This window comes from Streptomyces sp. CRN 30, from assembly GCF_034105845.1.
On sequence record NZ_JAVRHI010000507.1, the window covers coordinates 53,723 to 76,498 of the forward strand.

Genomic DNA, 22,776 nt, shown 5'->3' on the forward strand with positions numbered 1-22,776 from the left:
CGTTTCCGCTTGAATTCCGCCCCAGGTTTGGCGGGAAGTGATCGGTCGATGTGAAACATGGAAATATTTAGACAGACTCCGAGATTGGGTACGTGTGACGGATGGGGCGGAAGTGGTGGCCGTCAGGCCCTTCACGTGGGAAACGTGATCAAGGCCGCTCCGCGGTACGGGTGTTCAGAGGGTGTGAAACGAGACGGGTTTTCACGGGAGGGGTGATCCGCGGAGTCCGATATTCTGCTTTCATCTGACCTCATGGATCCCCTCAAGACATCCGAGCAGTCGCGCATCGCGAGCGAGCAGCGCAAGCTGCGGCTGCAGGTTCTCGGCCTCAACAGCGTCGAAACAGAGGCCACGTTCGACCGCGTCGCCCGTCTTGCGGCCAGCTTCACCCAAGCCCCGCTGGCCATGGTGAACTTCATCAACGACGAGCGGCAGATGTTCCGCGGCATGTACGTGCCCACCGCGTCGCCCGAGGAGAAGGCGGACCCCGCGGGCGGCGGCATCGTCTTCGACCTCAGCAGCGTCGCCCGTGAGGCGCCCAACGACTACGGGTTCTGCCCCCACGTGGTGGCCCAGGGGTCCCAGCTCGCCCTCGAGGACGTCTTCGACTACCCGCGCTTCAAGGGCAACCCGCTGGTCAACGACATGGGTGTGCGCTCGTACCTGGGCACCCCGCTGCGCGACAACTCCGGCATGATCCTCGGCACCGTGTGCGTCGCCGACATGAAGCCGCGGGTCTGGGACCGCGAGATCCGCCAGGCCATGCAGGAGCTCTCCGAGACCCTGCTCGCCGACTTCAGGCTCCGCGACAGCCTCCTCGCCCAGCAGCAGGAGCTGTTCGCCGTGTTCGACGGCGCCCCGTTCCCCATCATGCTCACCGAGGGCGCCAACCACCTGCTGCGCTACGCCAACGGCAAGCAGGGCAACGCCTTCGGCATGGTGCCGCAGTTCAGCCCGGGCCGCGTCGCGCTGCCCGGTCTGGAGTCCGTCGGGGTCTTCAACGCCATGGACGAGGCCTTCCACACCGGCCGCGCGGCCACCCTGCCCCGGGTGCAGCTCAGCACGTACGACTCCGCGCAGCCGCAGGACTTCAGCTTCCTGTGCACCCCGGTGCGCACCTCGCCCGGCGCGCCCATCAGCGGCGTCCTCACCGTGGCCATGAACATCACGGGGCAGCCCTTCGCCGGCCACGAGCAGCAGGCGTTCGCCGCCAACGTGCAGGAGCGCTTCGAACGGCTGGGCTCGGGCAGCGCCGCGGGCGCGTTCCCGGGACAGCGGGTCTGAGCCGCTCCGGGGGGTTCCCGCGGGCCACCGGCGGCCGGTCGGCCGCTAGCGTGGGCGCATGGTGAGCGAAGGGGCCCCGGGGCCCGTGGAGACGGTGTGTCCGGGATGCGGCGGGTCCGGGGCCGAGGTGCGTACGGTCCCCGAGACCTGCGCCGACCCGGAGTCGGTGCGCGGCGGCCTGTCCGACCGGCTGGCGAGGCAGCCGGGCGTCACGTCCCGCTTCGACACCGGCCTGCACACCGTCGAGGGCCTGCTGCTGACCCTGGTGGGCGGCGCCCTCGCCCACGACGGCATCCAGCACGGCAAGCCGCTGCACACGGTCGGCGGCTCGCTGCTGGCGGTGCTCCTGTTCGCCGTCACGGTCAAGGTGGTCGTCGGCGAGATCCGCGAGCGGCGCGCGGTGGCGGCGGGGGAGCCGCGCGCCGACGCGCTGTGGCGCTCGGCGTCCTACTGCTCCGGGTGCGCGGCGGTGTTCTTCCCGGGCGGTGACCCCTGGCCCCACCCGATCACCCCCGAGCAGTTCAAGAAGTACGTGTGGACCGAGGCCGGGTTCCACGAGCAACTGAAGGAACTCGACGAGCGGGCCGCGGACGTGGCCCTGCCTCCGGCCCGCCCGGCGCGACCGGGGGGAGTATCGGACCATGCCTGACGCGCCCGCCGCCCCCGTGATCACCGCCGCCGACCCGGCGTCCTTCCCGTACGGCGTGCTGGCCGAACGCCATCCCGCGCTCATCCGCCGGGTGCGCGACGCCTTCCCGTACGGCCCCGACCGGCACCGTGCCCTGGACGCCCTGCTGGAGAGCGCCGTGGAGGGCACGGTCGAGGCACTGGACGGTGACGCGTGGTGGCGGGCGTGGGGTGTGGACGCGTACGTCGGCCGGTCCTGGTTCGAGGTGCCCTTCCTCTGGTCCGAGAGCTGGTTCTACCGCCGGCTGCTGCACGCCGTCGGCTTCTTCGGGCCCTCCCCGTGGCAGGGCGTGGACCCGTTCCGGCCCTTCAAGCTCGCCGAACTCGCCGGCCCCGAGGCCCGCGCGGAGATCGCCGCCCTGGACCGGCTGTCCGCCGCGGCCCCCGCGGAGCAGCGCACGGCCCTGCTGCACGGCTCGCTCTGGGGCAACCGCGCCGACCTCGGCTTCCGCCTCCAGCAGGCCGACGAGGACGACGCGGACGACGACGGGACGAACGCCGCCGAACTCGTCGCCGACGACGCCGGGACGCTGTGGCGGCTGCTCGACGGGGCCGGGACGCTGGTCCTCGTCGCCGACAACGCGGGCCGCGAACTCGTCCCCGACCTGCTCCTCGTCGACCACCTCCTGCTCCACGGCCACGTCCGGCGGGCCGTGCTGCACCTGAAGCCGTACCCCTACTACGTGTCCGACGCCACGACCGCCGACGTCGTCGACGCCGTACGGCACCTGACCGACGCCGGTACGGAGCAGGGCCGCCGCCTGTGGTCCGCGCTGGCCGACGGCCGGATCACCCTGCGCGCCCACCCCTTCTCCTGCGGCCCGCTGCCGTACGCGGACATGCCGGACGACCTGCGCGCGGACTTCGCCGCCGCGGACGTCACCGTCATGAAGGGCGACCTCAACTACCGCCGTCTGGTGGGTGACCGGATGTGGCCGCCGACCACGCCGTACGTGGAGGTGACGGCGTACTTCCCCGGCCCGGTCGCCGCCCTGCGCACCCTCAAGTCGGACGTGATCACCGGCCTCACCCCGGACACGGAGGCCCGGCTCGACGCCGCGGAGGGACACCGCTGGCGGACGAGCGGGACGCACGCGCTGATCCAGGTCCGTCCGTAGCCGGACCGGCCCGGCCCGGCCCGCCCGGCATATGGTCCGGTGCGCCCCGGTCTCGTCCTGGGCTACGCGGCCACCCCGCCCGGAGCGATCGCGCAAGGGGTGGCCGCGCTCGGCGAGGCGCTGCGTGACCTGGCCCGACACGTGCGGAAGGGGCGCTGGGGCGGGCCCCCGCCGTGAATTCACGCGATGGTGTGAGCCCGTCCGGGGATCCGGATGCGCCCGCGGGGGCCCGGGTAGTGCCCGGCCATGACACAGCCGTTCCGTCTGCCGCACTTCTACCTGCCGTACCCCGCGCGGCTCAACCCGCACCTGGACGAGGCCCGCGCCCACTCCGTCGCCTGGGCGTGCGGCATGGGCATGCTGGAGGGGTCCGGCGTCTGGGAGCGGGCCGACCTCGACGCGCACGACTACGGGCTGCTGTGCGCGTACACGCACCCCGACTGCGACGGCCCGGCGCTCTCCCTGATCACCGACTGGTACGTGTGGGTCTTCTTCTTCGACGACCACTTCCTGGAGGCATTCAAGCGCGGCCGGGACCGCGCCGGCGGCCGGGCCCACCTCGACCGGCTGCCCCTGTTCATGCCGCTCGACCCCGCCGCCCCCGTACCGGAGCCGGAGAACCCGGTCGAGGCGGGCCTCGCCGACCTGTGGGCGCGCACGGTCCCGTCGATGTCGCGGGAGTGGCGCGCCCGGTTCGCGGAGGCCACCGCGAACCTGCTCGAGGAGTCGCTGTGGGAGCTGTCCAACATCGACGAGGGGCGGGTCGCCAACCCCGTCGAGTACATCGAGATGCGCCGCAAGGTGGGCGGCGCCCCCTGGTCGGCGGGGCTCGTGGAGTACGCGACGGCCGAGGTCCCCGCGCGCGCGGCGGGCACCAGGCCGCTCAGGGTGCTGACGGAGACCTTCGCGGACGCCGTCCACCTGCGCAACGACCTGTTCTCCTACCAGCGGGAGGTCGAGGACGAGGGCGAACTCAGCAACGGCGTCCTCGTCCTGGAGACGTTCTTCGGCTGTACGACGCAACAGGCGGCCGACACCGTCAACGACATCCTGACCTCCCGGCTCCACCAGTTCGAGCACACGGCGCTCACCGAGGTGCCCGCGCTCGCCGCGGAGCGGGGGCTCACCCCCGGCGAGGTGGCCGCCGTCGCCGCTTACACGAAGGGGCTCCAGGACTGGCAGTCGGGCGGCCACGAGTGGCACCTGCGGTCCAGCCGGTACATGAACGAGGGCGCCGCGTCCGCGCGCGGGCCGCTGGACCTCGGCGGCGCGGTGCTCACCGGACCGGTGCCGCTGTGGCGGGCGGGCCTCGGCAGGTCCGCCGCCGACGTGGGCGCCCTGCTCACCGGGGCCGGCGCCACGGGGACACCTCCCACGCCCCACGGGCAGTGGCGGAGGCCGCGCGCCCACGCCCACGTCCCGTTCCGGAAGGTCGGCCCCTCCCTGATCCCGGACCTCCCCATGCCGTTCGACGTACGGCTGAACCCCGGGCTCGACGGGGCGCGGCAGCGGCTCCTGCCGTGGGCGCGGCGCACGGGCCTGCTCGCCGAGGGCGTCTGGGACGAGGACAAGCTCGACGCGGGCGACCTGCCGCTGTGCGCGGCGGGACTGGACCCCGACGGAAGCGCGGAGGCGCTCGACCTGAGCTCCCGGTGGCTGGCCTGGGGCACGTACGGCGACGACTACTACCCCCTCGTCTTCGGTCACCGGCGCGACCTCGCCGGAGCCCGGCTGTGCACCGAACGTCTGTCCGCGTGCATGCCCGTGGAGGACGACGCGGAGCCACTCGTCCCGGGCAACGCGCTGGAGCGCGGCCTGACCGACCTCTGGCGCGACACCACGGCCCCGATGACCCGCGAGGCCCGCCGCGCCCTGCGGGCGTCGGTGGGGACGATGACCGCCGCCTGGCTGTGGGAGCTCTCCAACCAGCTGCAGAACCGCGTCCCGGACCCCGTCGACTACCTGGAGATGCGCCGCGCGACCTCCGGCTCCGAGCTCACCATGAACCTGTGCCGCCGGGGCCACGGACCGGCGCTCCCGCCCGAGGTGTACCGCAGCGGCCCCGTCCGGTCCCTGGAGCGGGCCGCCACCGACTACGCGATGCTCGTCAACGACGTGTTCTCGTACCAGAAGGAGATCGAGTACGAGGGCGAGCTCCACAACGGCATCCTGGTCGTGCAGCACTTCTTCGGCTGCGACTACCCGGCCGCGCTCGGCGTCGTCCACGACCTGACGACCCAGCGCATGAGGCAGTTCCAGCACATCACCCGGCACGAACTGCCCGTCCTCCGCGAGGACCTCGGCCTCTCGCCCGAGGCACGCGCCGGTCTGGACGGGTACGTGGTCCAGTTGCGCGACTGGATGGCCGGCATCCTCAACTGGCACCGCGCGGTCCGCCGTTACCGCGCCGACCACCTCGCCCGCCGCGCCCACGGCTTCCTGCCGGACCGGGCACCCGCACCGCCGGTCCGGCGAGCGGCACCGGCGGTGCTGTGACGTGCCGGTCCGGGCCGTTCGGGACGCCACGCCGCGATCCGCTCGCGCCCGCCGCGGCGGACGGGCAGGATGCTGCCCGTAGACCCCTCGCGGACCCCAGGACCACGGAGGAACGGATGACCGCCACGCCCGCGCCCTTCACCGCCGACGACCACGCGGCCCGCATGCGGCGCGCGGAGTCGGCGGCGGCCGCCGCCGGACTCGACGGCCTCCTGGTCGCGCCCGGGCCCGACCTGGTGTGGCTGACGGGGTACCGGCCGGTGGAGACCGAGCGGCTCACGCTCCTGCTGCTGCGGCCCGGTGAGGACCCCGTCCTGGTGGTGCCGGCCCTGGAGGCGCCCGACGCGGCCCGGGCGGCACCCGCGCTCACCCTGCGCGACTGGACCGACGGCCAGGACCCCTACGAGGCCGCCGCCTCCCTCCTCGCCCGCACCGGCGGCCGCACCCGGCGCTACGCCGTCAGCGACAACACCTGGGCGATGCACCTCCTCGGCCTCCAGCGGCGGCTGCCCGACACGGGGTACGCGTCGTTCACGGAGGCCCTGCCCATGCTGCGCGCGGTCAAGGACGCGGCGGAACTGGACCGCCTGGCCGCCGCGGGCGCGGCCGCCGACGCCGTGTACGAGGAGATCCTGCGGGTGCGCTTCGGCGGCCGGCGGGAGACCGACGTCGCCGCCGACCTCGCCGGGCTGCTCCGGGACACCGGCCACTCCCAGGTCGACTTCACCATCGTCGCCTCGGGCCCCAACGGCGCCGACCCGCACCACGAGCCCGGCGGACGGACCATCGTCCGCGGTGACATGGTGGTCCTCGACTTCGGCGGCCTCAAGGACGGCTACGGGTCCGACACCTCGCGCACCGTGCACGTCGGCGAACCGGACGCCGAGGAGCGCAGGGTGCACGAGGTCGTGCGCGCCGCCCAGGAGGAGGGCTGCCGGGCCGTTCGGCCGGGCGCCGCCTGCCAGGACGTCGACCGGGCCGCCCGCGCGGTCGTCGACGGGGCCGGGTACGGCGCGTACTTCGTCCACCGCACCGGGCACGGCATCGGCGTCACCACCCACGAGCCGCCGTACATGGTCGAGGGCGAGGAGCGGCCCCTGGTGCCCGGGATGTGCTTCTCCGTGGAGCCCGGGATCTACCTGCCCGGCCGCTTCGGCGTGCGCATCGAGGACATCGTGACCGTGACCGGGGACGGCGGGCGCCGCCTCAACACCACCTCGCGCGAGCTGGCGATAGTCGACTGACCGCGTACGGCGTCCGCCGGCCGCACCCGACCACAGGAGCCCACCGACACCCCGACACCCGGATGACGACGGCCGACCATGACCCAGGCACCGACACCCACCGCGGACACCGTCCGCCGACTGGTCCGCTCCCTGCTGCCAGGCGGCGACGGACCCGAAGTGCGGCCCGTCGACGAGGGCGGCGCGCACCGCACCTGGTGGGTCGGCACCCGCCACGTGCTGCGCCTGGCCCCGGACCACGAGGCCACCGTACGGCTGCGGCGCGAACTGCGGCTGCGGGACCTGGTCCGCCCGCACCTGGGGACGGCCGTACCGGTGAGCGTCGCGCACGGCGAGTGGGCGCCCCGTCTCGCGTACACCCTCGACGTCAGGCTGCCCGGTTCCAGCGGCGAGGACCACGCGGTCTCCGCGCTCGGCGAGGCCGATCTGGCGGGACTGCTCACCGGACTGCGCGAGGTGCCCGTGGCGCAGGCGGGGGCGCTGGGCGTCCCGCGGGCCGCGCCGCGCTCCCTGGAGGGCCTGCGGGCGGCCGCGGCGAGGGCGGCCCACCACCTCGCCCGGGCCGACGAGTTCGACGACGGGTTCGGCCGGTTCACCCCGCCCGCCGCGGACCGGCTCACCGCGTCCGCGCCCGTGCTCGTGCACCACGGACTGACGGACGAGCACCTGGTGGTGAGCGCCGACGGCCGGGTGCGCGGCGTCCTCGACTGGACCCGCGCGGCGGTCGGCGACCCCGCCGAGGACATCGCAGGGCTCGCCCTGGCCGTCGGCTCCCCGGCCGCCGTCCGCGCCGCCACGCTCGCCGGGTACGGGGCCCGTCCCTGTCTGCGCGGCCTGTGGCTGGCCCGCTGCGACACGGTGGTCCGCCTCTCCGACCGCCTCCGGGGCCGCGACGGCACGCCGCTCCCGCTGCTGCGCGGCCGGCTGCGCCGGGCCTGGGAGGCCATCCTCCTGGAGCGGGTCACGGACCTGCCGGAAGAGCGGTGACGGGGGAGGACCGGCGGAAGGGGGCAGGGCGGGCCCGGGCCGGGGCGGCGGGCGCCCGGGTCACTCCTGGGCCAGCACCACGCACGACTCGCCGGGCAGGTGCAGCACCCCGTCCGGGCCCGGCGCCCCGACGGGCTCCCAGGCGGCCAGTACGCGCGCGCGGTGCACACCGAGCGGGATCGCGGCGGGCTCCGGACCGAGGTTGACCGCCACCCGCACGTCACCGCGGCGGAAGGCGAACCAGCGGGCCGCCTCGTCGTGGGCGGCCCGCACCTCGGCGAGATCGGGGTCCGACAGGTCGGGCTGGGAGCGGCGGAGCGCGATCAGCGAGCGGTACCAGGCGAGCACGCGCGTGTGCGGCTCACGCGTGGGCTCCGACCAGTCGAGGCAGGAGCGCCAACGGGTCGCCGGGTCCTGGGGGTCGGGGACGTCCTCCTCGGCCCACCCGTGCTCCGCGAACTCCCGGCGCCTGCCCCGGCGCACGGCCTCGGCGAGCTCCGGGTCGGTGTGGTCGGTGAAGAACTGCCAGGGCGTGCCCGCCGCCCACTCCTCGCCCATGAACAGCATGGGCGTGAAGGGCGAGGTGAGCATCAGGGCCGCCGCGCACGCGAGCAGCCCGGGGGAGAGGCCCGCCGCGAGCCGGTCCCCCTGGGCGCGGTTGCCGATCTGGTCGTGGGTCTGCGTGTAGCCGAGCAGCCGGTGCGCCGAGACGCGCGTACGGTCCAGCGGGCGGCCGTGGCCGCGGCCCCGGAACGTCGAGTACGTGCCGTCGTGGAAGTAGCCGCCGGTGAACGTCTTCGCCAGCGCCGTGAAGGGGGCGCGCGCGAAGTCCTCGTAGTAGCCCTGGGACTCGCCCGTGAGCGCGGTGTGCAGCGCGTGGTGGAAGTCGTCGTTCCACTGCGCGTGCAGCCCGTACCCGCCCTGCGCGCGCCGGGTGATGAGCCGCGGGTCGTTGAGGTCGGACTCGGCGACCAGGAACAGCGGCCGCTCCACCTCCTCGGCGAGCGCGTCCACGGCCGTCGACAGTTCCTCCAGGAAGTGGCACGCGCGCGTGTCCTTCAGCGCGTGCACCGCGTCCAGGCGCAGCCCGTCCAGCCGGTAGTCGCGCAGCCAGGCCAGGGCGCTGCCGACGAAGTACGCGCGCACCTCGTCCGAGCCGGGCGCGTCCAGGTTGACGGCCACGCCCCAGGGCGTGTGGTGCCTGTCCGTGAAGTACGGCCCGAAGGACGGCAGGTAGTTGCCGGACGGGCCCAGGTGGTTGTGCACCACGTCCAGGACGACGCCCAGGCCCAGCTCGTGGGCCCGGTCGACGAAGCGCTTCAGCGCCTCGGGCCCGCCGTACGGCTCGTGCACCGCCCACAGCGACACCCCCTCGTACCCCCAGCCGTGCGTCCCCGGGAACGGGCACAGCGGCATCAGTTCGACGTGCGTGACGCCCAGGTCCGCGAGGTGCCCGAGCCGCTCGGCGGCCGCGTCGAGCGTGCCCTCGCGCGTGTAGGTGCCCACGTGGAGCTCGTACAGCACCGCGCCGGGCAGTCCGCGCCCGGCCCACGGCACGCGCCACGCGTACCGCTCGTGGTCGACCACCGCGCTGAGCCCGTCCGGTCCGTCCGGCTGGCGGCGGGAGCGCGGATCGGGCAGCACGGGGCCGTCGTCGAGCGCGAAGCCGTACCGCGTGCCGTCCGCCGCCTCCGCCTCACCCGTCCACCACCCCGCACGCTCCGGATCGCGGTCCAACGCGCGCGTGGTGTCCGCGCGATGAAGCGTCACCCGGTCGGCCAGCGGTGCCCACACCTCGAACTGCACGGACGGTTCCCCTTCGGCTGCGGTACGTGAGGTAACCCGTCCATGGTGCGGCACCCGCGATCACCTCGCCGGTGAAACGGCCCATTTGCCCGCCGGGGAACCGCGGGTGACCGGGGACAGCCGGTTCCGCGCTTTCTGGACACCCGGGCCGAGCTGACCGACAATCACCTGCGTGACGTCGTCCTTCGAGTTCAACACGTACCCCGCGCGGCTGTCCGACGCGGAGCGCGACCGGGCGCTGAAGGTCCTCCGCGACGGCGTCGCCCTCGGCCGTCTCTCGCACGACACGTTCGTCCGGCGCATGGAGCTGGCGCTCGCCGCCCGCCGCCCCGACGAACTGGCGGCGCTCACCGCCGACCTGCGGGGCGAGAACCGCTGGTCGCGCGCGGTGTTCGGAACCGTCCGGGCGGTCTCCGGCTTCACCGTGGGGCTGCGCCGGGCCTGGCAGACCGAGCGGCTCCCCAAGCTGCTGCTGCCCCATCCGAGCGGCGCGCCCCCGCTGCGCATAGGACGCGACCGGGCCAACGGGCTGCGGCTGAACCACGAGACCGTCTCCCGGGTGCACGCCGAACTGAGCCGCCAGGGCGGGCTGTGGGTGCTGCGTGACCTCGGCTCGACCAACGGCACGACCGTCAACGGGCGGCGCGTCACCGGCGCGGCCGTGGTCCGCGACGGCGACCAGGTGAGCTTCGGGCACCTGGCGTTCCGGCTGGCGTCGGGGTGAGGCGCCGGCCCTGAGGCCCGGGGGCCCGGCGGTCCGGCCCCCGTTCCCCACCCGTACGACACCTGTACCCCGGCCCGGGATTCCGGTGAAGAAGTGCCTCTGTCGTCCACGTGTTCCACGTGTTTCACTGTGCCGTGTCGACGGACTCCCCGAGCCCGCTCCTCCGCTACCCCACCGTGGACGAGCTCGGCGCCCGCGCGGCCGCACTCGCGGCGCTCCACCCCGGCCGGGCCCGGCTGCGCCGGGTGGGGACCTCGCGGGCGGGCACGCCCCTGTGGCTGCTCTCCGTGGGGCACGGCGGCCGGCACGTCCTCGTCGTCGCCGGACCCCACGCCAACGAGCCCGTGGGCGGCGCCACGGCGCTCCGTCTCGCCGAACGGGTCCTCGCCGACCGGCGGCTGCGGGAGGGCGCCGACACCACCTGGAACCTGCTGCTGTGCCTCGACCCCGACGGCTCCCGCCGCAACGAGGGCTGGCTGGCGGGCCCCTACTCGCTCGGACACTACTTCCGCAACTTCTTCCGCCCGGGCTTCCTGGAGCAGCCCGAGTGGCTTCCGGAGGGCGCCGGCGGGGCCGTCCTGCCGGAGACCCGGGCCCTGCTCGACGTCCAGGACGAACTGCGTCCCTTCCTCCAGTGCTCCCTGCACGGCGTCGACATCGGCGGCGGTTTCGTCGAGCTGACCCGCGACCTGCCCGGCCTCCCGCAGCGCCTCGCGCGCGCGGCCGCCCACCTCGGCGTACCGCGCGAACTCGGCCCCTACGACACCCTGTACTGGCCGACGCTCGGCCCCGCCGTCTACCGCATCCCGCCGCCCCGCCCCGGCGACCTGACCGCGGCCCTCACGGAGGCCGCGGTGGACTCCACCTGGTTCCACCCGCACGCCTACGGCACGGTGACCGCCGTCGTCGAGGCCCCCATGTGGGGCGTACGGGCCGTGGAGGACGCCTCGCGGCCCGCGGACGCCGACGCGGTCCTGCGCACGGTCGCCGGGACGCTGCGCCGCGACACGGCGCTCCTCGCCGGCATCCTGGCCGGCGTCCGGCCCTCGGTGAGCGCCGGCCCCGACGCGGCCCGCCTGCTCGCGGCCGTCGACGACTACGTCCTGGTCGCTCCCGGCATCGCCGACTCCTGGGAGCCCGGCACCGCCGGCGCCCGCCGGCTGCCACCGCTCGACACCGCCCGGCTCACCGCCCTCGCCCTCTCGGCGCGCCGCATCGCGCTGCGCACGGCGGGACTGCTGCACCAGCTCGTCCGCCGCGCCGGGGACGGGCCGGCCGGTGTGCTGCTCCGTCTGGACCGGCTCATCGACGCCTGGTGCGCGGACTACCGCGACGGCCACGGCGCGCGCTGGATACCGCTGGGGTGCCAGGTGGAGTACCAGGCGCGCGTGGTGCTCGCCGCCTTCGACCTGGCCGGGCGGCAGGCGCGCGGGGACCCCGGCTCCGGTCCGCCCAGGATGAGCCGGGCCGGGAGGTGAGGCCCGCCGTACACCTCTTTGTGCCGGCGCCCCGAAGGAGAGCGGTTCACGTCGTGCGGTCCCGTGCGTGGCGCGCCGCCGTCACCACGGTGCGGGCCTGGTGCTCCACCTGGTTCTCCAGGGGCACCCAGCGGGCGCCGAACCGCTCCGCGAAGGCCCCGCTCCAGGCGGCCACCAGCTCCTCCAGACGCGGCGCCGCGCGGTCGTCGGTCTCCCGGAGCACCCGCAACAGCATCGCCGCCGCGCGCAGCGGCAGCCGCCGCCCGAAGGCCTCCACACTGCTCACGTACGCCACCGTCGTGTCCGGCGGGGTTCCCCGCGCCCAGTCCGCGGCCAGCCCCGGCACCAGTGCCAGCGCCCACCGCACGGCCCGCAGCAACGGCCCCTCCGCACCCGGCAGCCGGGGCAGCGCCCCGGCGAGGATCCGCTCCACCAGTCGGGCGTCCTCCCGCAGCCGGCGCGCCAGCTCCCCGAGCGCCGCCGCCGGGGCCGGGTGCGGCACGGCGTCGTCCACCAGGTCGCTCGCCCACATGGGCACCTCGACCACGGCGGTCAGCCCGCCGTACCGGTGGGCGTGGTACCAGGTGCTGTGCCGGGCGTCGTCCTGGACACCCGGGCGCGCCGCGCCCGGACCGGGGTCGGGCATCACGCGCACGCCGGGCCCGGCGGCGGACCAGCCGGCGGCGTCGGAGGCGCTCGTCTCCACCGGGATGTTCAGCTCGGCCGCGGACTTCGCGAAGGGCTCCGCGAGCCCGGGGACGTCCTTCGTCAGCTGGACCCAGCTGCCGCCCAGATCGGTCCCGTGCAGGGTCACCTGGAGGTAGGGCCGCAGCTCGTCGATGACGCGGAGGAGGGCACGGGTCTCGGGCGGCAGGCGGTCCGGAGGCAGCACCGAAGGAGACCACTCGGGCTGCTCGGGCCCCGCCGGGCGGAAGAACCCGAGGTGGTAGTCGAACAGGGTGCGCGGGGCCGGGGTCGAGTGCAGACTCGCCCCGTCCGGGTCCGCGCAGAGCAGGAAGTGCCAGGACGCACCGGTCCGCAACTCCCTTTCGCGCAACACCCGTTCGGCCAGTGCCAGCAGGGTCGAGCCGCCGGTCGGCTCGTTGGCGTGGGCGCCGGCGACGACGAGGACCGCGTGCGGGTCGTGGCCCACGGACAGCAGCTGGAGGGGCCGCCCCGCGCGGGAGACACCGACCTGCCGGAAGGTGCACGTGGCGGGGCGGTGGGCCGCCAGTGCCCGGGCGGCCGACTGCAGTTCCGTGACCGTGGGGTAGCGCAGCTCCTGCAAGGGCACCCACCCCCGTCCTGTCCGCCCGGACCCGCCTCTCGCAGTCTCCCCGCACCCGGATCGGTGTCAAGGAGGGGACGGGGGCGGCTCCAGGGGGCGCCTGGGAGCACGCGCCACCGGAGGGGAGTTATATGACCGGTGCGGTGGAGCGGCGACGGGCCGGCCCGCTCACTCCCGCACGCGCTCCAGCAGGGCCACCGGAAGCCGCCCGAAGAGCTCCGCCGCGGGTACGTGTCCCTCGAACTCCTGCTCCCCCTGCTCCCCCCGCTCCCCCTGCTCCCCCTGCTCCTCCCGCTTCGAGGAGAGGACGTCGCTCCACCGGCCGGGAGGCAGCGCCAGCCGGGTGTCGCCCCAGCCGCCCGCCTCGTCCAGCCGCAGCGACAGCCGGGTGACGGCCGTGACGACCTCGCCGGAGCGCGCGAAGGCGACACAGTGCGCGGCGCCCGGGCCCTCCGCGGTCAGCGGCCGGTACGTCGCCGTCTCCCCGAACACCTCCGGACGCCGGCGGCGCAGTGCCAGGGCCGCGGTGGTGACGCGGGACTTCTCCGAAGGCCCCCCGGGCCGCTCACGGCCGGCGAACGGCTGCCGGTTGTCCGGGTCCACCAGCGCCCGGTACTCGTCCTCGGAGCCCTGGTAGACGTCCGGCACGCCCGGCATCGTCAGCTGGACCAGCGCCGCGGCCAGCACGTTCGCCCGGATGTGGGGCGCCAGCCCGTCCCGCAGCGCGGCCACGCGCGGGTCGTCGGCCGGGCCCGCGGCCACGAACTCGGCCACCGCGCGCTCGTACCCGGCGTCCTGCTCGGTCCAGGAGGTGTGCAGACCGGCCTCCCGCACGTGCTTGAGCAGGGCTCCCCGGAGCCGCTCCCCGTCCGCGGGGCCCAGCCCGAACGCCGTCTGCCAGGCCGTCCACGCCAGCTGGGCGTCGGGCACGACCGGGCCCTCGCGGGTCACCTCGGCGAGCAGGCCGGCCCACCGCTCGGGGCACTCGGTGAGCACGGCCAGCGCGGCGCGCACGTCGGCGCTGCGCTTGGTGTCGTGCGTCGACAGCACCGTGCCCGTGGCCGGCCAGTCACGCTGCACGCGCGCGCAGTACGCGTGGAAGGTCCGCGGGGCGACGGCCGGGTTCCCCGGGTTCCCGCCCACCTCGTTCGCCGACAGCAGCGGCACGTAGCGGTAGAACGCGGTGTCCTCCACGGACTTGGCGCGCAGCGCGGACGCGGTCTGCGCGAACCGGGTGCGGAACTCCTCCGCCCCCGGGCCCGCACCCGCGCGCCCGAGCACCAGGTTCCGTACCGTGTCGACGGCCCGTGCCTCCTCGGGGACCACGAACGTGGTGCGCGCGTCGGCCGCGGCCTCCTCGGTGACGACCGCGGAGGCGTCCTGGGAGGCGTACGGCCGGTACACCTCCAGACGCACCAGGAGTTCGCACAGCGCGGTGCGCAGGGCCCAGGGGGCGTGGTCCCGCAGCGCGGGATCGGGGGCGTGGACGCACAGGTGGTGCGCCACGCGAGTGAGCCGGTCCACCTCCGTGGCCAGCTCGTGCGTGAGCACCTTGTACGCGGCGCGCCGCACGGTGGCCTCCCAGTGGCCGCCCCGGTCGGGCTGCGGGGCCGCGTACCGCCGGTACTGGCCGAGCAGCTCACCGGCGCCCGCCGGATCGACGAGGAGACCGTCCACGTGGCGCAGCGCGTCGTAGCCGGTGGTGCCCGCGACCGGCCACGCCGCCGGCAGCGCCTCGCCCTCGGCGAGGATCTTCTCCACCACCGTCCAGCGCCCGCCGGTCGCCCCGTGCAGCCGGCGCAGGTACGCCTCGGGGTCGGCGAGGCCGTCCGGGTGGTCCACGCGCAGCCCGTCGACGACGCCCTCGTCGAGCAGCTGGAGGATCTTGGCGTGGGTGGCCGTGAACACCTCGGGGTCCTCGACCCGCACCCCGATCAGCTCCGAGATGCTGAAGAACCGCCGGTAGTTCAGCTCGGTGCGGGCCAGCCGCCACCACACCGGGCGGTACCACTGGGCGTCCAGGAGCTGCGGCAGCGGCAGCTTCTCGGTGCCCTCGCGCAGCGGGAGGACGTGGTCGTGGTAGCGCAGCTCGTGGCCGTCGACCACGAACCGGTCCAGCTCGTCGCCGAGCGGCCCGCCGAGGAGCGGCAGCAGCACCTGCCCGTCCTGCGCGTCCCAGTCGATGTCGAACCACCGCGCGTACGGTGACGCGGGGCCCTCGCGCAGCACCTCCGCGAGGGCGCGGTTGTGGCGCGGGGACATCGCCATGTGGTTGGGCACGATGTCGACGACCAGGCCGAGCCCGTGCTCCCGCGCGGTGCGCGACAGCGTCCGCAAGGCCTCCTCGCCGCCCAGCTCGCCGCGCACGCGCGCGTGGTCCACGACGTCGTACCCGTGTTCCGAGCCCGGTACGGCCTCCAGCACCGGCGACAGGTGCAGGTGCGAGACGCCGAGCGAGGCCACGTACGGCACGGCGTCCGCCGCGGCGGCGAAGGGGAAGTCCGGCTGCAGTTGGAGGCGGTAGGTGGCGGTGGGGGTGGTCGGCACGGCGTCGCTCAGGGGACCGGAACGCTCAGGTGTCATGCCACCCTACGTACCCGCTCGCCGGGGGAACCTGCGCGCCCGCCCGTGGGAACCGCGGGCGGGCCCGCCGTGCCCGGCCATGATCACCGCGTCCGCCGTCGTCCGGGCACCCGTGCCGCCGCACGGCGGACCGCCCGGGTGAACGGCTCACCCGGGCGGTCCGCGCGCGTGTGCCGGTACCTACGCCGGCCGCTGCAGCACCGTCATGCTCCGGTCCGGCAGGGTCAGCCGGTCCCCGGCCTTGACCTTCGCACCCGTGTCCGGCGCCACCCCGTCGGAGCGGGAGGTGTCGACCACGACCTGCCACTGGCGGCCGTGGTTGACGGGCACCACGAACTCCAGTGGTCTGTGCGAGGCGTTGAACATCAGCAGGAACGAGTCGTCGGAGATGCGCTGCCCGCGCACGTCCGGTTCGGAGATCGCGTTGCCGTTGAGGAACACGGTCAGCGCCGACGCCTGCGCGGAGTCCCAGTCGCGCTGGGTCATCTCCTCGCCCACCGGGGTGAACCACGCGATGTCGGAGAGCTCGTCGTGGGTGCCCTCGACCGGCCGCCCGTGGAAGAAGCGGCGGCGCCGGAAGACGGGGTGCTCCTTGCGCAGCCGCACGACCGCGCGCGTGAACTCCAGCAGACCGCCCGGATCGTCGTCGCCCTCCTCGGGCCACGGCACCCAGGAGATCTCGTTGTCCTGGCAGTACGCGTTGTTGTTGCCGCCCTGGCTGCGGGCGAACTCGTCGCCGTGGCTGAGCATCGGAACGCCCTGGGACAGCATCAGCGTCGCCATGAAGTTCCGCATCTGGCGGGCCCGCAGCCGGAGCACCTCGGGATCGTCCGTATCGCCCTCGGCCCCGCAGTTCCAGGAGCGGTTGTGGCTCTCCCCGTCGCGGTTGTCCTCGCCGTTGGCCTCGTTGTGCTTCTCGTTGTACGCGACGAGGTCGTGCAGGGTGAAGCCGTCGTGGCAGGTGACGAAGTTGATCGAGGCCAGCGGGCGGCGCCCGTCGTCCTGGTACAGGTCGGAGGAGCCGGTCAGCCGGGACGCGAACTCCGCCATCGTGCGCGGCTCGCCCCGCCACAGGTCCCGCACGGTGTCGCGGTACTTGCCGTTCCACTCCGTCCACAACGGCGGGAAGTTGCCCACCTGGTATCCGCCCTCGCCGACGTCCCAGGGCTCGGCGATCAGCTTCACCTGGGAGACGACCGGGTCCTGCTGGACCAGGTCGAAGAACGACGACAGCCGGTCCACCTCGTGGAACTGCCGGGCCAGCGTGGCCGCGAGGTCGAAGCGGAACCCGTCCACGTGCATCTCGGTCACCCAGTACCGCAGCGAGTCCATGATCAGCTGCAGGACGTGGGGGGAGCGCATGAGCAGCGAGTTGCCCGTCCCCGTGGTGTCCATGTAGTACCGCGGATCGTCGGTCAGCCGGTAGTACGAGGGGTTGTCCAGGCCCTTGAAGGAGAGCGTGGGCCCCAGGTGGTTGCCCTCCGCGGTGTGGTTGTAGACCACGTCGAGGATGACCTCGATGCCGGCCTCGTGCAGCGCCTTCACCGCCGACTTGAACTCCAGCACCTGCTGCCCGCGGTCGCCCCAGGACGCGAACGCGTTGTGCGGGGCGAAGAAGCCTATGGTGTTGTAGCCCCAGTAGTTGCCGAGGCCCATGTCCACCAGGCGATGGTCGTTCACGAACTGGTGCACCGGCATCAGCTCGAGCGCGGTCACCCCCAGTTCGGTCAGGTGCTCGATGATCGCCGGGTGGGCGAGCGCCGCGTAGGTGCCGCGCAGCTCCTCCGGGAGCCCCGGGTGCCGCATCGTCAGGCCCTTCACGTGGGCCTCGTAGATCACCGTGTGGTGGTACTCGGTGCGGGGGCGCCGGTCGTCGCCCCAGTCGAAGTAGGGATTGACCACGACCGAGGCCATCGAGTGCGGGGCCGAGTCGAGGTCGTTACGGCTGTCGGGGGAGCCGAAATGGTATCCGTACACCTCCTCGCCCCATTTGACGGAACCGCTGATGGCGCGCGCGTACGGGTCCAGCAGCAGCTTCGCCGAGTTGCAGCGCAGTCCGCGTTCCGGCTCGTAGGGGCCGTGCACGCGGTAGCCGTACCGCTGGCCGGGCATGATGCCGGGCAGGTACGCGTGCCGGACGAACGCGTCCGTCTCCCGCAGTTCCACCGCCGTCTCGGAGCCGTCGTCGTGCAGCAGACAGAGCTCGATACGGTCGGCGGCCTCCGAGAAGACCGCGAAGTTGGTGCCGGCGCCGTCGTACGCGGCACCGAGTGGATATGCCTCTCCAGGCCAGACCTGCATGGAAACGACTCTTTCAGTTGGGCCGTGCCACAGGGAGCGTCTTGCGGTCGAGTGTCCCCGAAAGTGATGGCCGCACCTATGACTTACGCCCCTCTTCCCGATCGGCCCCCGTCCCACGCCCTCCCGTGGCCGGATCGTGAACCCGGCGCCCGCGGGGCGCGTCGGCTGTGGAACCGCTCACTCCGGCCAGGCGCACGCACCGGAACGGCCGCGCCGCGACAGCCCGTTGGGAAACGACCTGCCCATCCGGCTGCACCGCCCACCGCTCCCGGAGTACCCTTCCTTGATCGTTGAACAGGGGTTGACCCGGGGTGCGGAAGGCGGTGCGTGGGTGGGCTCGGGAGGGCTGGAGCTGCCTCCTGGTGACGAGGGTCACGAGGGGAACCCCACAGAGGTCCCACCCGGCGCGGTGTCGCTGGCGCGGCCGGTGGAGAGGGGGTCCATCGGTCCGGAACTGGACTGGAACGCCGACGCCTGGCGTGAGGTGCGCACGCGCGCCCAGCGGGCCGGCCGCGCCTACATCTGGCTGAACCTCGTCGAACAGCGGCTGCGCGCGGTCGTGGCCGCCGTGCTGCGCCCCGTGTACGAGCCCGTCCACGGCGACGACTGGGTGGTGGCCGCCGCCGGGCCCGCCGGACAGGAGTGGGTGCAGCGCGCGGTCGCCGTCCGGGAGGTCAGCCGCCGCAAGGGCTATCTGCTGGACCCCGCCGACGACAATGTGATCAGCTTCCTCACCCTGCCCCAGCTGCGCGAGCTGATGGTGCAGCACTGGCCGTGCTTCGAGCCGTACATCGACGAGCGGCGCGACGTCGAACTCGCGCTCGACGAGCTGGAGGTGACGCGGAACGTCGTCTCCCGCAACCGGGCACTGTCGGAGGCCGTGCTGGCCCAGGCCGAGCGCGCCTCCGCCCGGCTCCTGGAGATCCTCGGCACGGGCGGCGACGTGCCCTCCGCCCGACGGCTGCCGGTCGACGCGGTCGAGGACCTGGTGGGCGACCGGTACGCGGACGTCGTGGGGGTGCACACGGACCGCGTGCGCCTGCTGCGGCAGTTCCCCGCGGAGGACCTCTTCGGCGGTGCCCGCCGGCTGGACGCCATCGGGATCGGCCTGAACCTGCTGGTGCAGAACTTCTCCGGGCGACGGCTGGTGCGGCTCGCCGAAGCGGGGAGCCGGGTGCGGCTGCTGTTCCTGAACCCGGCGTCCAGCGCGGTGAAGCGGCGCGAGCGCGAACTCGGCGTCAAGCGCGGCGAGCTGAGCCGCGCGGTGGAGATGAACATCCTGCACATGCGCCGGGTGCGGTCCAAGCTGCGCGATCCGGGGGCCTTCGAGATCCAGGTGTTCGACGAGACGCCGCGCTTCACGGCGTACCTCGTGGACGGCGACGGCTCCGACGGCGTCGCGGTCGTCCAGACGTACCTGCGCCGCTCGCGCGGCATGGAGTCACCCGTGCTCGTGCTGCGCGGCGGCGGCCGGCTGCTCAAGGCGGACGAGAGGGACGAAGGGTGCCTTTTCGAGACGTACCGCGAGGAGTTCGAACTGGCCTGGGCGGACTCCCGCCCGGTTTCGTGACCCCGATGAAGCGGAAGACGGTGGTCCGGTTGTCAGTGGCCCGTGCGAAGGTGGGGACCACTGGGGGACAGCACCACTGAGGAGGGGGCCACCATGAGCTGGCACCGGGAGTCGCTGATCGGCTTCGACCTGGAGACCACCGGCACGGACCCGCACGAGGCACGCATCGTCACGGCGGCGGTCATCGAGCTGCGGGACGGTGAGCCGGGCGCGCGCCGCGAGTGGCTGGCCGACCCCGGCGTGGAGATCCCGGCCGAGGCGGTCGCCGTGCACGGCATCAGCAACGAGCGCGCAACGGCCGGGGGCAGCCCCGCCGACCGGGTCGCCGACGCGGTCGCGGACGTCCTCGCCGACCACTGGCGGGCGGGCGTCCCGGTCGTCGCGTACAACGCCGCCTTTTATCCGCGCACCGCAATAACGTCTCACGTGTCTCAGGGCGTGCTGGTGAGTGGGGGTCTGCGATGAGCTGGACCAGCCGACCGCTGGTGGCCTTCGACCTGGAGACCACAGGAACCGACATCGAGACCGACCGGATCGTCACTGCGGCCGTGGTGGCGGTTTATCCTGACGGGCAGCTTCCGGCGGCATGCACATGGCTGCTCGACCCGGGAGTTGTCATCCCACCGCAGGCTTCGGCCATCCACGGCATCTCCACCGAACATGCCCGCGAGCACGGGATGAAGGCGGCTCCGGCGATCGAAGAGATCACTTCGGCTGTCACCGAGGTGTTGAACTCGGGGAGCCCGCTGGTGGTGATGAACGCAAGGTACGATCTCTCCCTCCTCGACCGTGAGTGCCGACGGCATGGGATAGCGCCGTTGGGCGACCGGTTGCCCGGGAATGCATCGCCCGTCATCGATCCCTTGGTGCTGGACAAGCATGTGGATCGGTACCGGAAGGGGTCGCGGAATCTCCAGGCCCTCTGCGCGCACTACGGGGTGCCGCTCGAAGACGCGCACAACGCCGTCGCGGACGCGGTGGCCGCGGCACATGCGGCGCGATCCATGGGGGTCAAGCACTCCGTCATAGGGACCTTGGCGCCGATGGACCTGCACGACCTGCAGGTTCGTGCCGCAGCCGAGCAGGCCGAGTCGCTGCAGAAATACCTTCGACGTACCTCTGACCCGAAGGCGACTGTCGAGTCGGCCTGGCCCGTCATCCCCTATGGCGGCTGACAGCCGGCTCGATCGTCAGCCGGACACCGGCTCGTGGCCGCGGCGCTGGACAGCAGCTCGCGGTGGATGGCGCGGCGTCCCTATCCCCGCGTCGGCGTCACCAGCCCCAGCTCGTACGCCAGGATGACCAACTGCACCCGGTCGCGCGCATTCAGCTTTGTCAGCAGTCTGCCCACATGGGCCTTCGCCGTGGCCATGCTGATATGGAGCTGCGAGGCGATCTCCGCATTGGACAGTCCACGGCCGACCAAGGTGAGCACCTCCCGTTCGCGGGCGGTGACGCCCTCCACCGGTCGTGGGGGCGGCGGGGCGGCATCGGGGCGGGCCGCGAACTCGGCGATCAGGCGGCGGGTCACGCTCGGTGCGATGAGGGCGTCGCCAGCGGCGACGACCTCGATCGCGGTGAGGATCTGGTCCATGTCCATGTCTTTGACGAGGAAGCCGCCGGCTCCTGCACGCAGCGCGCCGTAGACGTACTCGTCGTCGTCGAACGTGGTGAGGATGAGGACCTTCGGCGGTGTGCCGGAGACTGCGGTGATCTGCCGGGTGGCCTCGATGCCGTTCATGCCAGGCATGCGGATGTCCATCACCACCACGTCCGGCGCGAGCCGGGCCGCGAGCCGCACCGCCTCCTCACCGTTCGCTGCCTCGCCTGCCACTTCCAGCCCGGGGCGGTCGGCGATCAGTACCCGCAGACCGTGCCGGACCAGCGGCTGATCGTCGGTGAGCAGCACCCTGATCATGTAGCCGCCGTCGGCAGCGGGAACCGTGCCGCCACGCGGAATCCGCCTTCAGGGCGCGGTCCGGCCGTGAAGTCGCCGTGCAGCAGCGCAGCTCTCTCCCTCATGCCCGTCAGCCCGTAGCCGGCCGCACCGGGCAGGCCGGACCGGCCGCGGCCGGAGTCGGTGATCTCGATGGACAGGTCGTCCTCCTGGCAGTCGATGGTCACCCGGCAGGCGTCGGCGCCCGAGTGGCGGACCACATTGGTGATCGCCTCCTGGACGATGCGGTACGCGGACAGCTCGATCTCCGTCGGCAACGGCCGCCGTTCGCCCCGCCACTCGATGTCCACCTGCACGTCCGCGTCCCGGGTCCGCGCCGCCAGCGCGTCGAGATCGGCGAGCACCGGTGCCGGGCCGAGCGGCGCACCGTCCACGGGGTCCGCCTGCCGCAGCGCGCCGAGCATCCGGCGCAGGCCCGCCAAGGTGTCACGGCTGGTGTCCTCGATGGCGGCGAGAGCGTTGCGGGCCTCTGCCGGCTGGGTGTCGATGACGCGCCGACCCACTCCGGCCTGGATGGCGATGACGCCGATGCTGTGGGCCACCATGTCGTGCAGTTCCCGGGCGATCCGCAGCCGCTCCGCGACAACGGCCTGCTCGGCGACGCGCGCCCGCAGAGCTGCCGTGTGCTGGCGGCGTTCCCGGACCGAGTACCCGACCGTCCAGGCGGTGACCATCATCAGGAACAGGGCGGCCGAGGCGGCAAGGAACTCCGCAGTGCCCTCCCGGTAGTACCTCGCGCCCCCGATCTGTACGCCGAGCGCCACCAGGGCGGCGATGACCGGGGTACGTCCCGGCCGGGTGGCGGCGAGCCGTCCGACGGTGAGATCGGTGAGGACTGCCTGCAACAACGCGATCTGCCACGCCTGCGTCTGAGCCGGCGGCACGATGCCCATCACATGCTGTGCCGCGGCCATTGCCGAGTCCGCCCGCACGGTCGCCGCGAAGGAGACGAGGAGCAGCAGCACCAGGGCGGGCAGCGTCCGGCGCAGTACCAGAGGCAACAGCAGAACGGCGAGCAGTGCCGCCGGCAGCAGGCGCATGCCGGTCAGGTCCCGGCCGGTGCCGAGTACGACGACGTACAGCAGGACGGCGTATGCGAGGCCTGAACACCAGGCCGGAATCTGGGCGAGGAGCGACCGCGGAGTGTCCTGCGGGGCTTTCATGCGCCGATCATAGGCAAGCGGTCCGCACCCCGGCATTGGCCCACGGTCTTACTCCCGGGGGCTACTTGCCGCACTCGGATTGCGGGCCGA

General features: G+C 73.5%; 17 protein-coding genes and 1 pseudogene. 12 read left to right on the plus strand and 6 right to left on the minus strand.

Annotated features, from left to right (window positions below; genetic code table 11):
• Positions 1–252: 252 nt before the first annotated feature.
• From UW392_RS58440 to UW392_RS58470, 7 genes are all read left to right on the plus strand, one after another.
• Positions 253–1,284, plus strand: coding sequence for a GAF domain-containing protein (locus tag UW392_RS58440; RefSeq protein WP_320783645.1), 1,032 nt, complete (start codon positions 253–255; stop codon positions 1,282–1,284).
• Positions 1,285–1,342: 58 nt separating this feature from the next.
• Positions 1,343–1,933 (plus strand): hypothetical protein, encoded by a 591-nt coding sequence (locus UW392_RS58445; protein WP_320783646.1) that lies wholly within the window; start codon positions 1,343–1,345, stop codon positions 1,931–1,933.
• Complete coding sequence (locus tag UW392_RS58450) at positions 1,926–3,089, plus strand: damage-control phosphatase ARMT1 family protein (protein WP_320783647.1); 1,164 nt, start codon at positions 1,926–1,928, stop codon at positions 3,087–3,089. Before UW392_RS58445 ends, UW392_RS58450 begins: the two co-directional genes overlap by 8 nt.
• 39 nt (positions 3,090–3,128) lie before the next feature.
• A complete protein-coding gene (locus UW392_RS58455; RefSeq protein ID WP_320783698.1) occupies positions 3,129–3,266 on the plus strand; it encodes a hypothetical protein in 138 nt (45 codons plus the stop codon).
• Positions 3,267–3,335: 69 nt separating this feature from the next.
• Complete coding sequence (gene cyc2 / locus UW392_RS58460) at positions 3,336–5,585, plus strand: germacradienol/geosmin synthase Cyc2 (protein WP_320783648.1); 2,250 nt, start codon at positions 3,336–3,338, stop codon at positions 5,583–5,585.
• A 116-nt stretch (positions 5,586–5,701) separates the two neighbouring features.
• Positions 5,702–6,829 (plus strand): aminopeptidase P family protein, encoded by a 1,128-nt coding sequence (locus UW392_RS58465; protein ID WP_320783649.1) that lies wholly within the window; start codon positions 5,702–5,704, stop codon positions 6,827–6,829.
• Positions 6,830–6,907: 78 nt separating this feature from the next.
• Positions 6,908–7,816 (plus strand): aminoglycoside phosphotransferase family protein, encoded by a 909-nt coding sequence (locus tag UW392_RS58470; RefSeq protein ID WP_320783650.1) that lies wholly within the window; start codon positions 6,908–6,910, stop codon positions 7,814–7,816.
• Between the two features lie 60 nt (positions 7,817–7,876).
• Here UW392_RS58470 and treZ read toward each other — a convergent pair whose 3' ends face one another.
• Positions 7,877–9,622, minus strand: a complete 1,746-nt coding sequence (treZ, locus tag UW392_RS58475) for a malto-oligosyltrehalose trehalohydrolase (protein WP_320783651.1) — start codon at positions 9,620–9,622, stop codon at positions 7,877–7,879.
• Between the two features lie 172 nt (positions 9,623–9,794).
• Between treZ and UW392_RS58480 the strand changes: the two genes are divergently transcribed.
• Both UW392_RS58480 and UW392_RS58485 read left to right on the plus strand, forming a co-directional pair.
• Positions 9,795–10,346 carry a DUF1707 and FHA domain-containing protein gene (locus UW392_RS58480; protein ID WP_320783652.1) on the plus strand — a complete coding sequence of 184 codons (552 nt, stop codon included), beginning with the start codon at positions 9,795–9,797 and terminating at the stop codon, positions 10,344–10,346.
• Positions 10,347–10,465: 119 nt separating this feature from the next.
• Positions 10,466–11,824: a M14 family zinc carboxypeptidase gene (locus UW392_RS58485; protein WP_414497589.1), complete on the plus strand. Its 1,359-nt coding sequence runs from the start codon at positions 10,466–10,468 to the stop codon at positions 11,822–11,824.
• A 46-nt stretch (positions 11,825–11,870) separates the two neighbouring features.
• Here UW392_RS58485 and UW392_RS58490 read toward each other — a convergent pair whose 3' ends face one another.
• The 3 genes from UW392_RS58490 to glgX all read right to left on the minus strand — a co-directional run bounded on the left by UW392_RS58490 (position 11,871) and on the right by glgX (position 17,996).
• Positions 11,871–13,118, minus strand: coding sequence for a M14 family zinc carboxypeptidase (locus UW392_RS58490; protein WP_320783654.1), 1,248 nt, complete (start codon positions 13,116–13,118; stop codon positions 11,871–11,873).
• A 162-nt stretch (positions 13,119–13,280) separates the two neighbouring features.
• Positions 13,281–15,695 (minus strand): malto-oligosyltrehalose synthase, encoded by a 2,415-nt coding sequence (gene treY, locus UW392_RS58495; RefSeq protein WP_320783655.1) that lies wholly within the window; start codon positions 15,693–15,695, stop codon positions 13,281–13,283.
• 180 nt (positions 15,696–15,875) lie between these two features.
• Positions 15,876–17,996, minus strand: coding sequence for a glycogen debranching protein GlgX (gene glgX, locus UW392_RS58500; protein WP_320783656.1), 2,121 nt, complete (start codon positions 17,994–17,996; stop codon positions 15,876–15,878).
• Between the two features lie 331 nt (positions 17,997–18,327).
• Here glgX and UW392_RS58505 point away from each other — a divergent pair, with 331 nt between their 5' ends.
• From UW392_RS58505 to UW392_RS58515, 3 genes and pseudogenes are all read left to right on the plus strand, one after another.
• Positions 18,328–19,566, plus strand: coding sequence for an SAV2148 family HEPN domain-containing protein (locus tag UW392_RS58505; protein ID WP_320783657.1), 1,239 nt, complete (start codon positions 18,328–18,330; stop codon positions 19,564–19,566).
• Between the two features lie 93 nt (positions 19,567–19,659).
• Positions 19,660–19,965: pseudogene (locus UW392_RS58510) on the plus strand (exonuclease domain-containing protein); the annotation flags it as partial.
• A 62-nt stretch (positions 19,966–20,027) separates the two neighbouring features.
• A complete protein-coding gene (locus UW392_RS58515) occupies positions 20,028–20,741 on the plus strand; it encodes a 3'-5' exonuclease (protein WP_320783658.1) in 714 nt (237 codons plus the stop codon).
• 80 nt (positions 20,742–20,821) lie between these two features.
• Here the strand turns inward: UW392_RS58515 and UW392_RS58520 are convergent, their stop codons facing one another.
• A complete protein-coding gene (locus UW392_RS58520; RefSeq protein ID WP_320783659.1) occupies positions 20,822–21,484 on the minus strand; it encodes a response regulator transcription factor in 663 nt (220 codons plus the stop codon).
• Positions 21,481–22,686 carry a sensor histidine kinase gene (locus tag UW392_RS58525; RefSeq protein ID WP_320783660.1) on the minus strand — a complete coding sequence of 402 codons (1,206 nt, stop codon included), beginning with the start codon at positions 22,684–22,686 and terminating at the stop codon, positions 21,481–21,483. The genes UW392_RS58520 and UW392_RS58525 overlap by 4 nt, the downstream gene beginning before the upstream one ends.
• Positions 22,687–22,776: the final 90 nt, after the last annotated feature.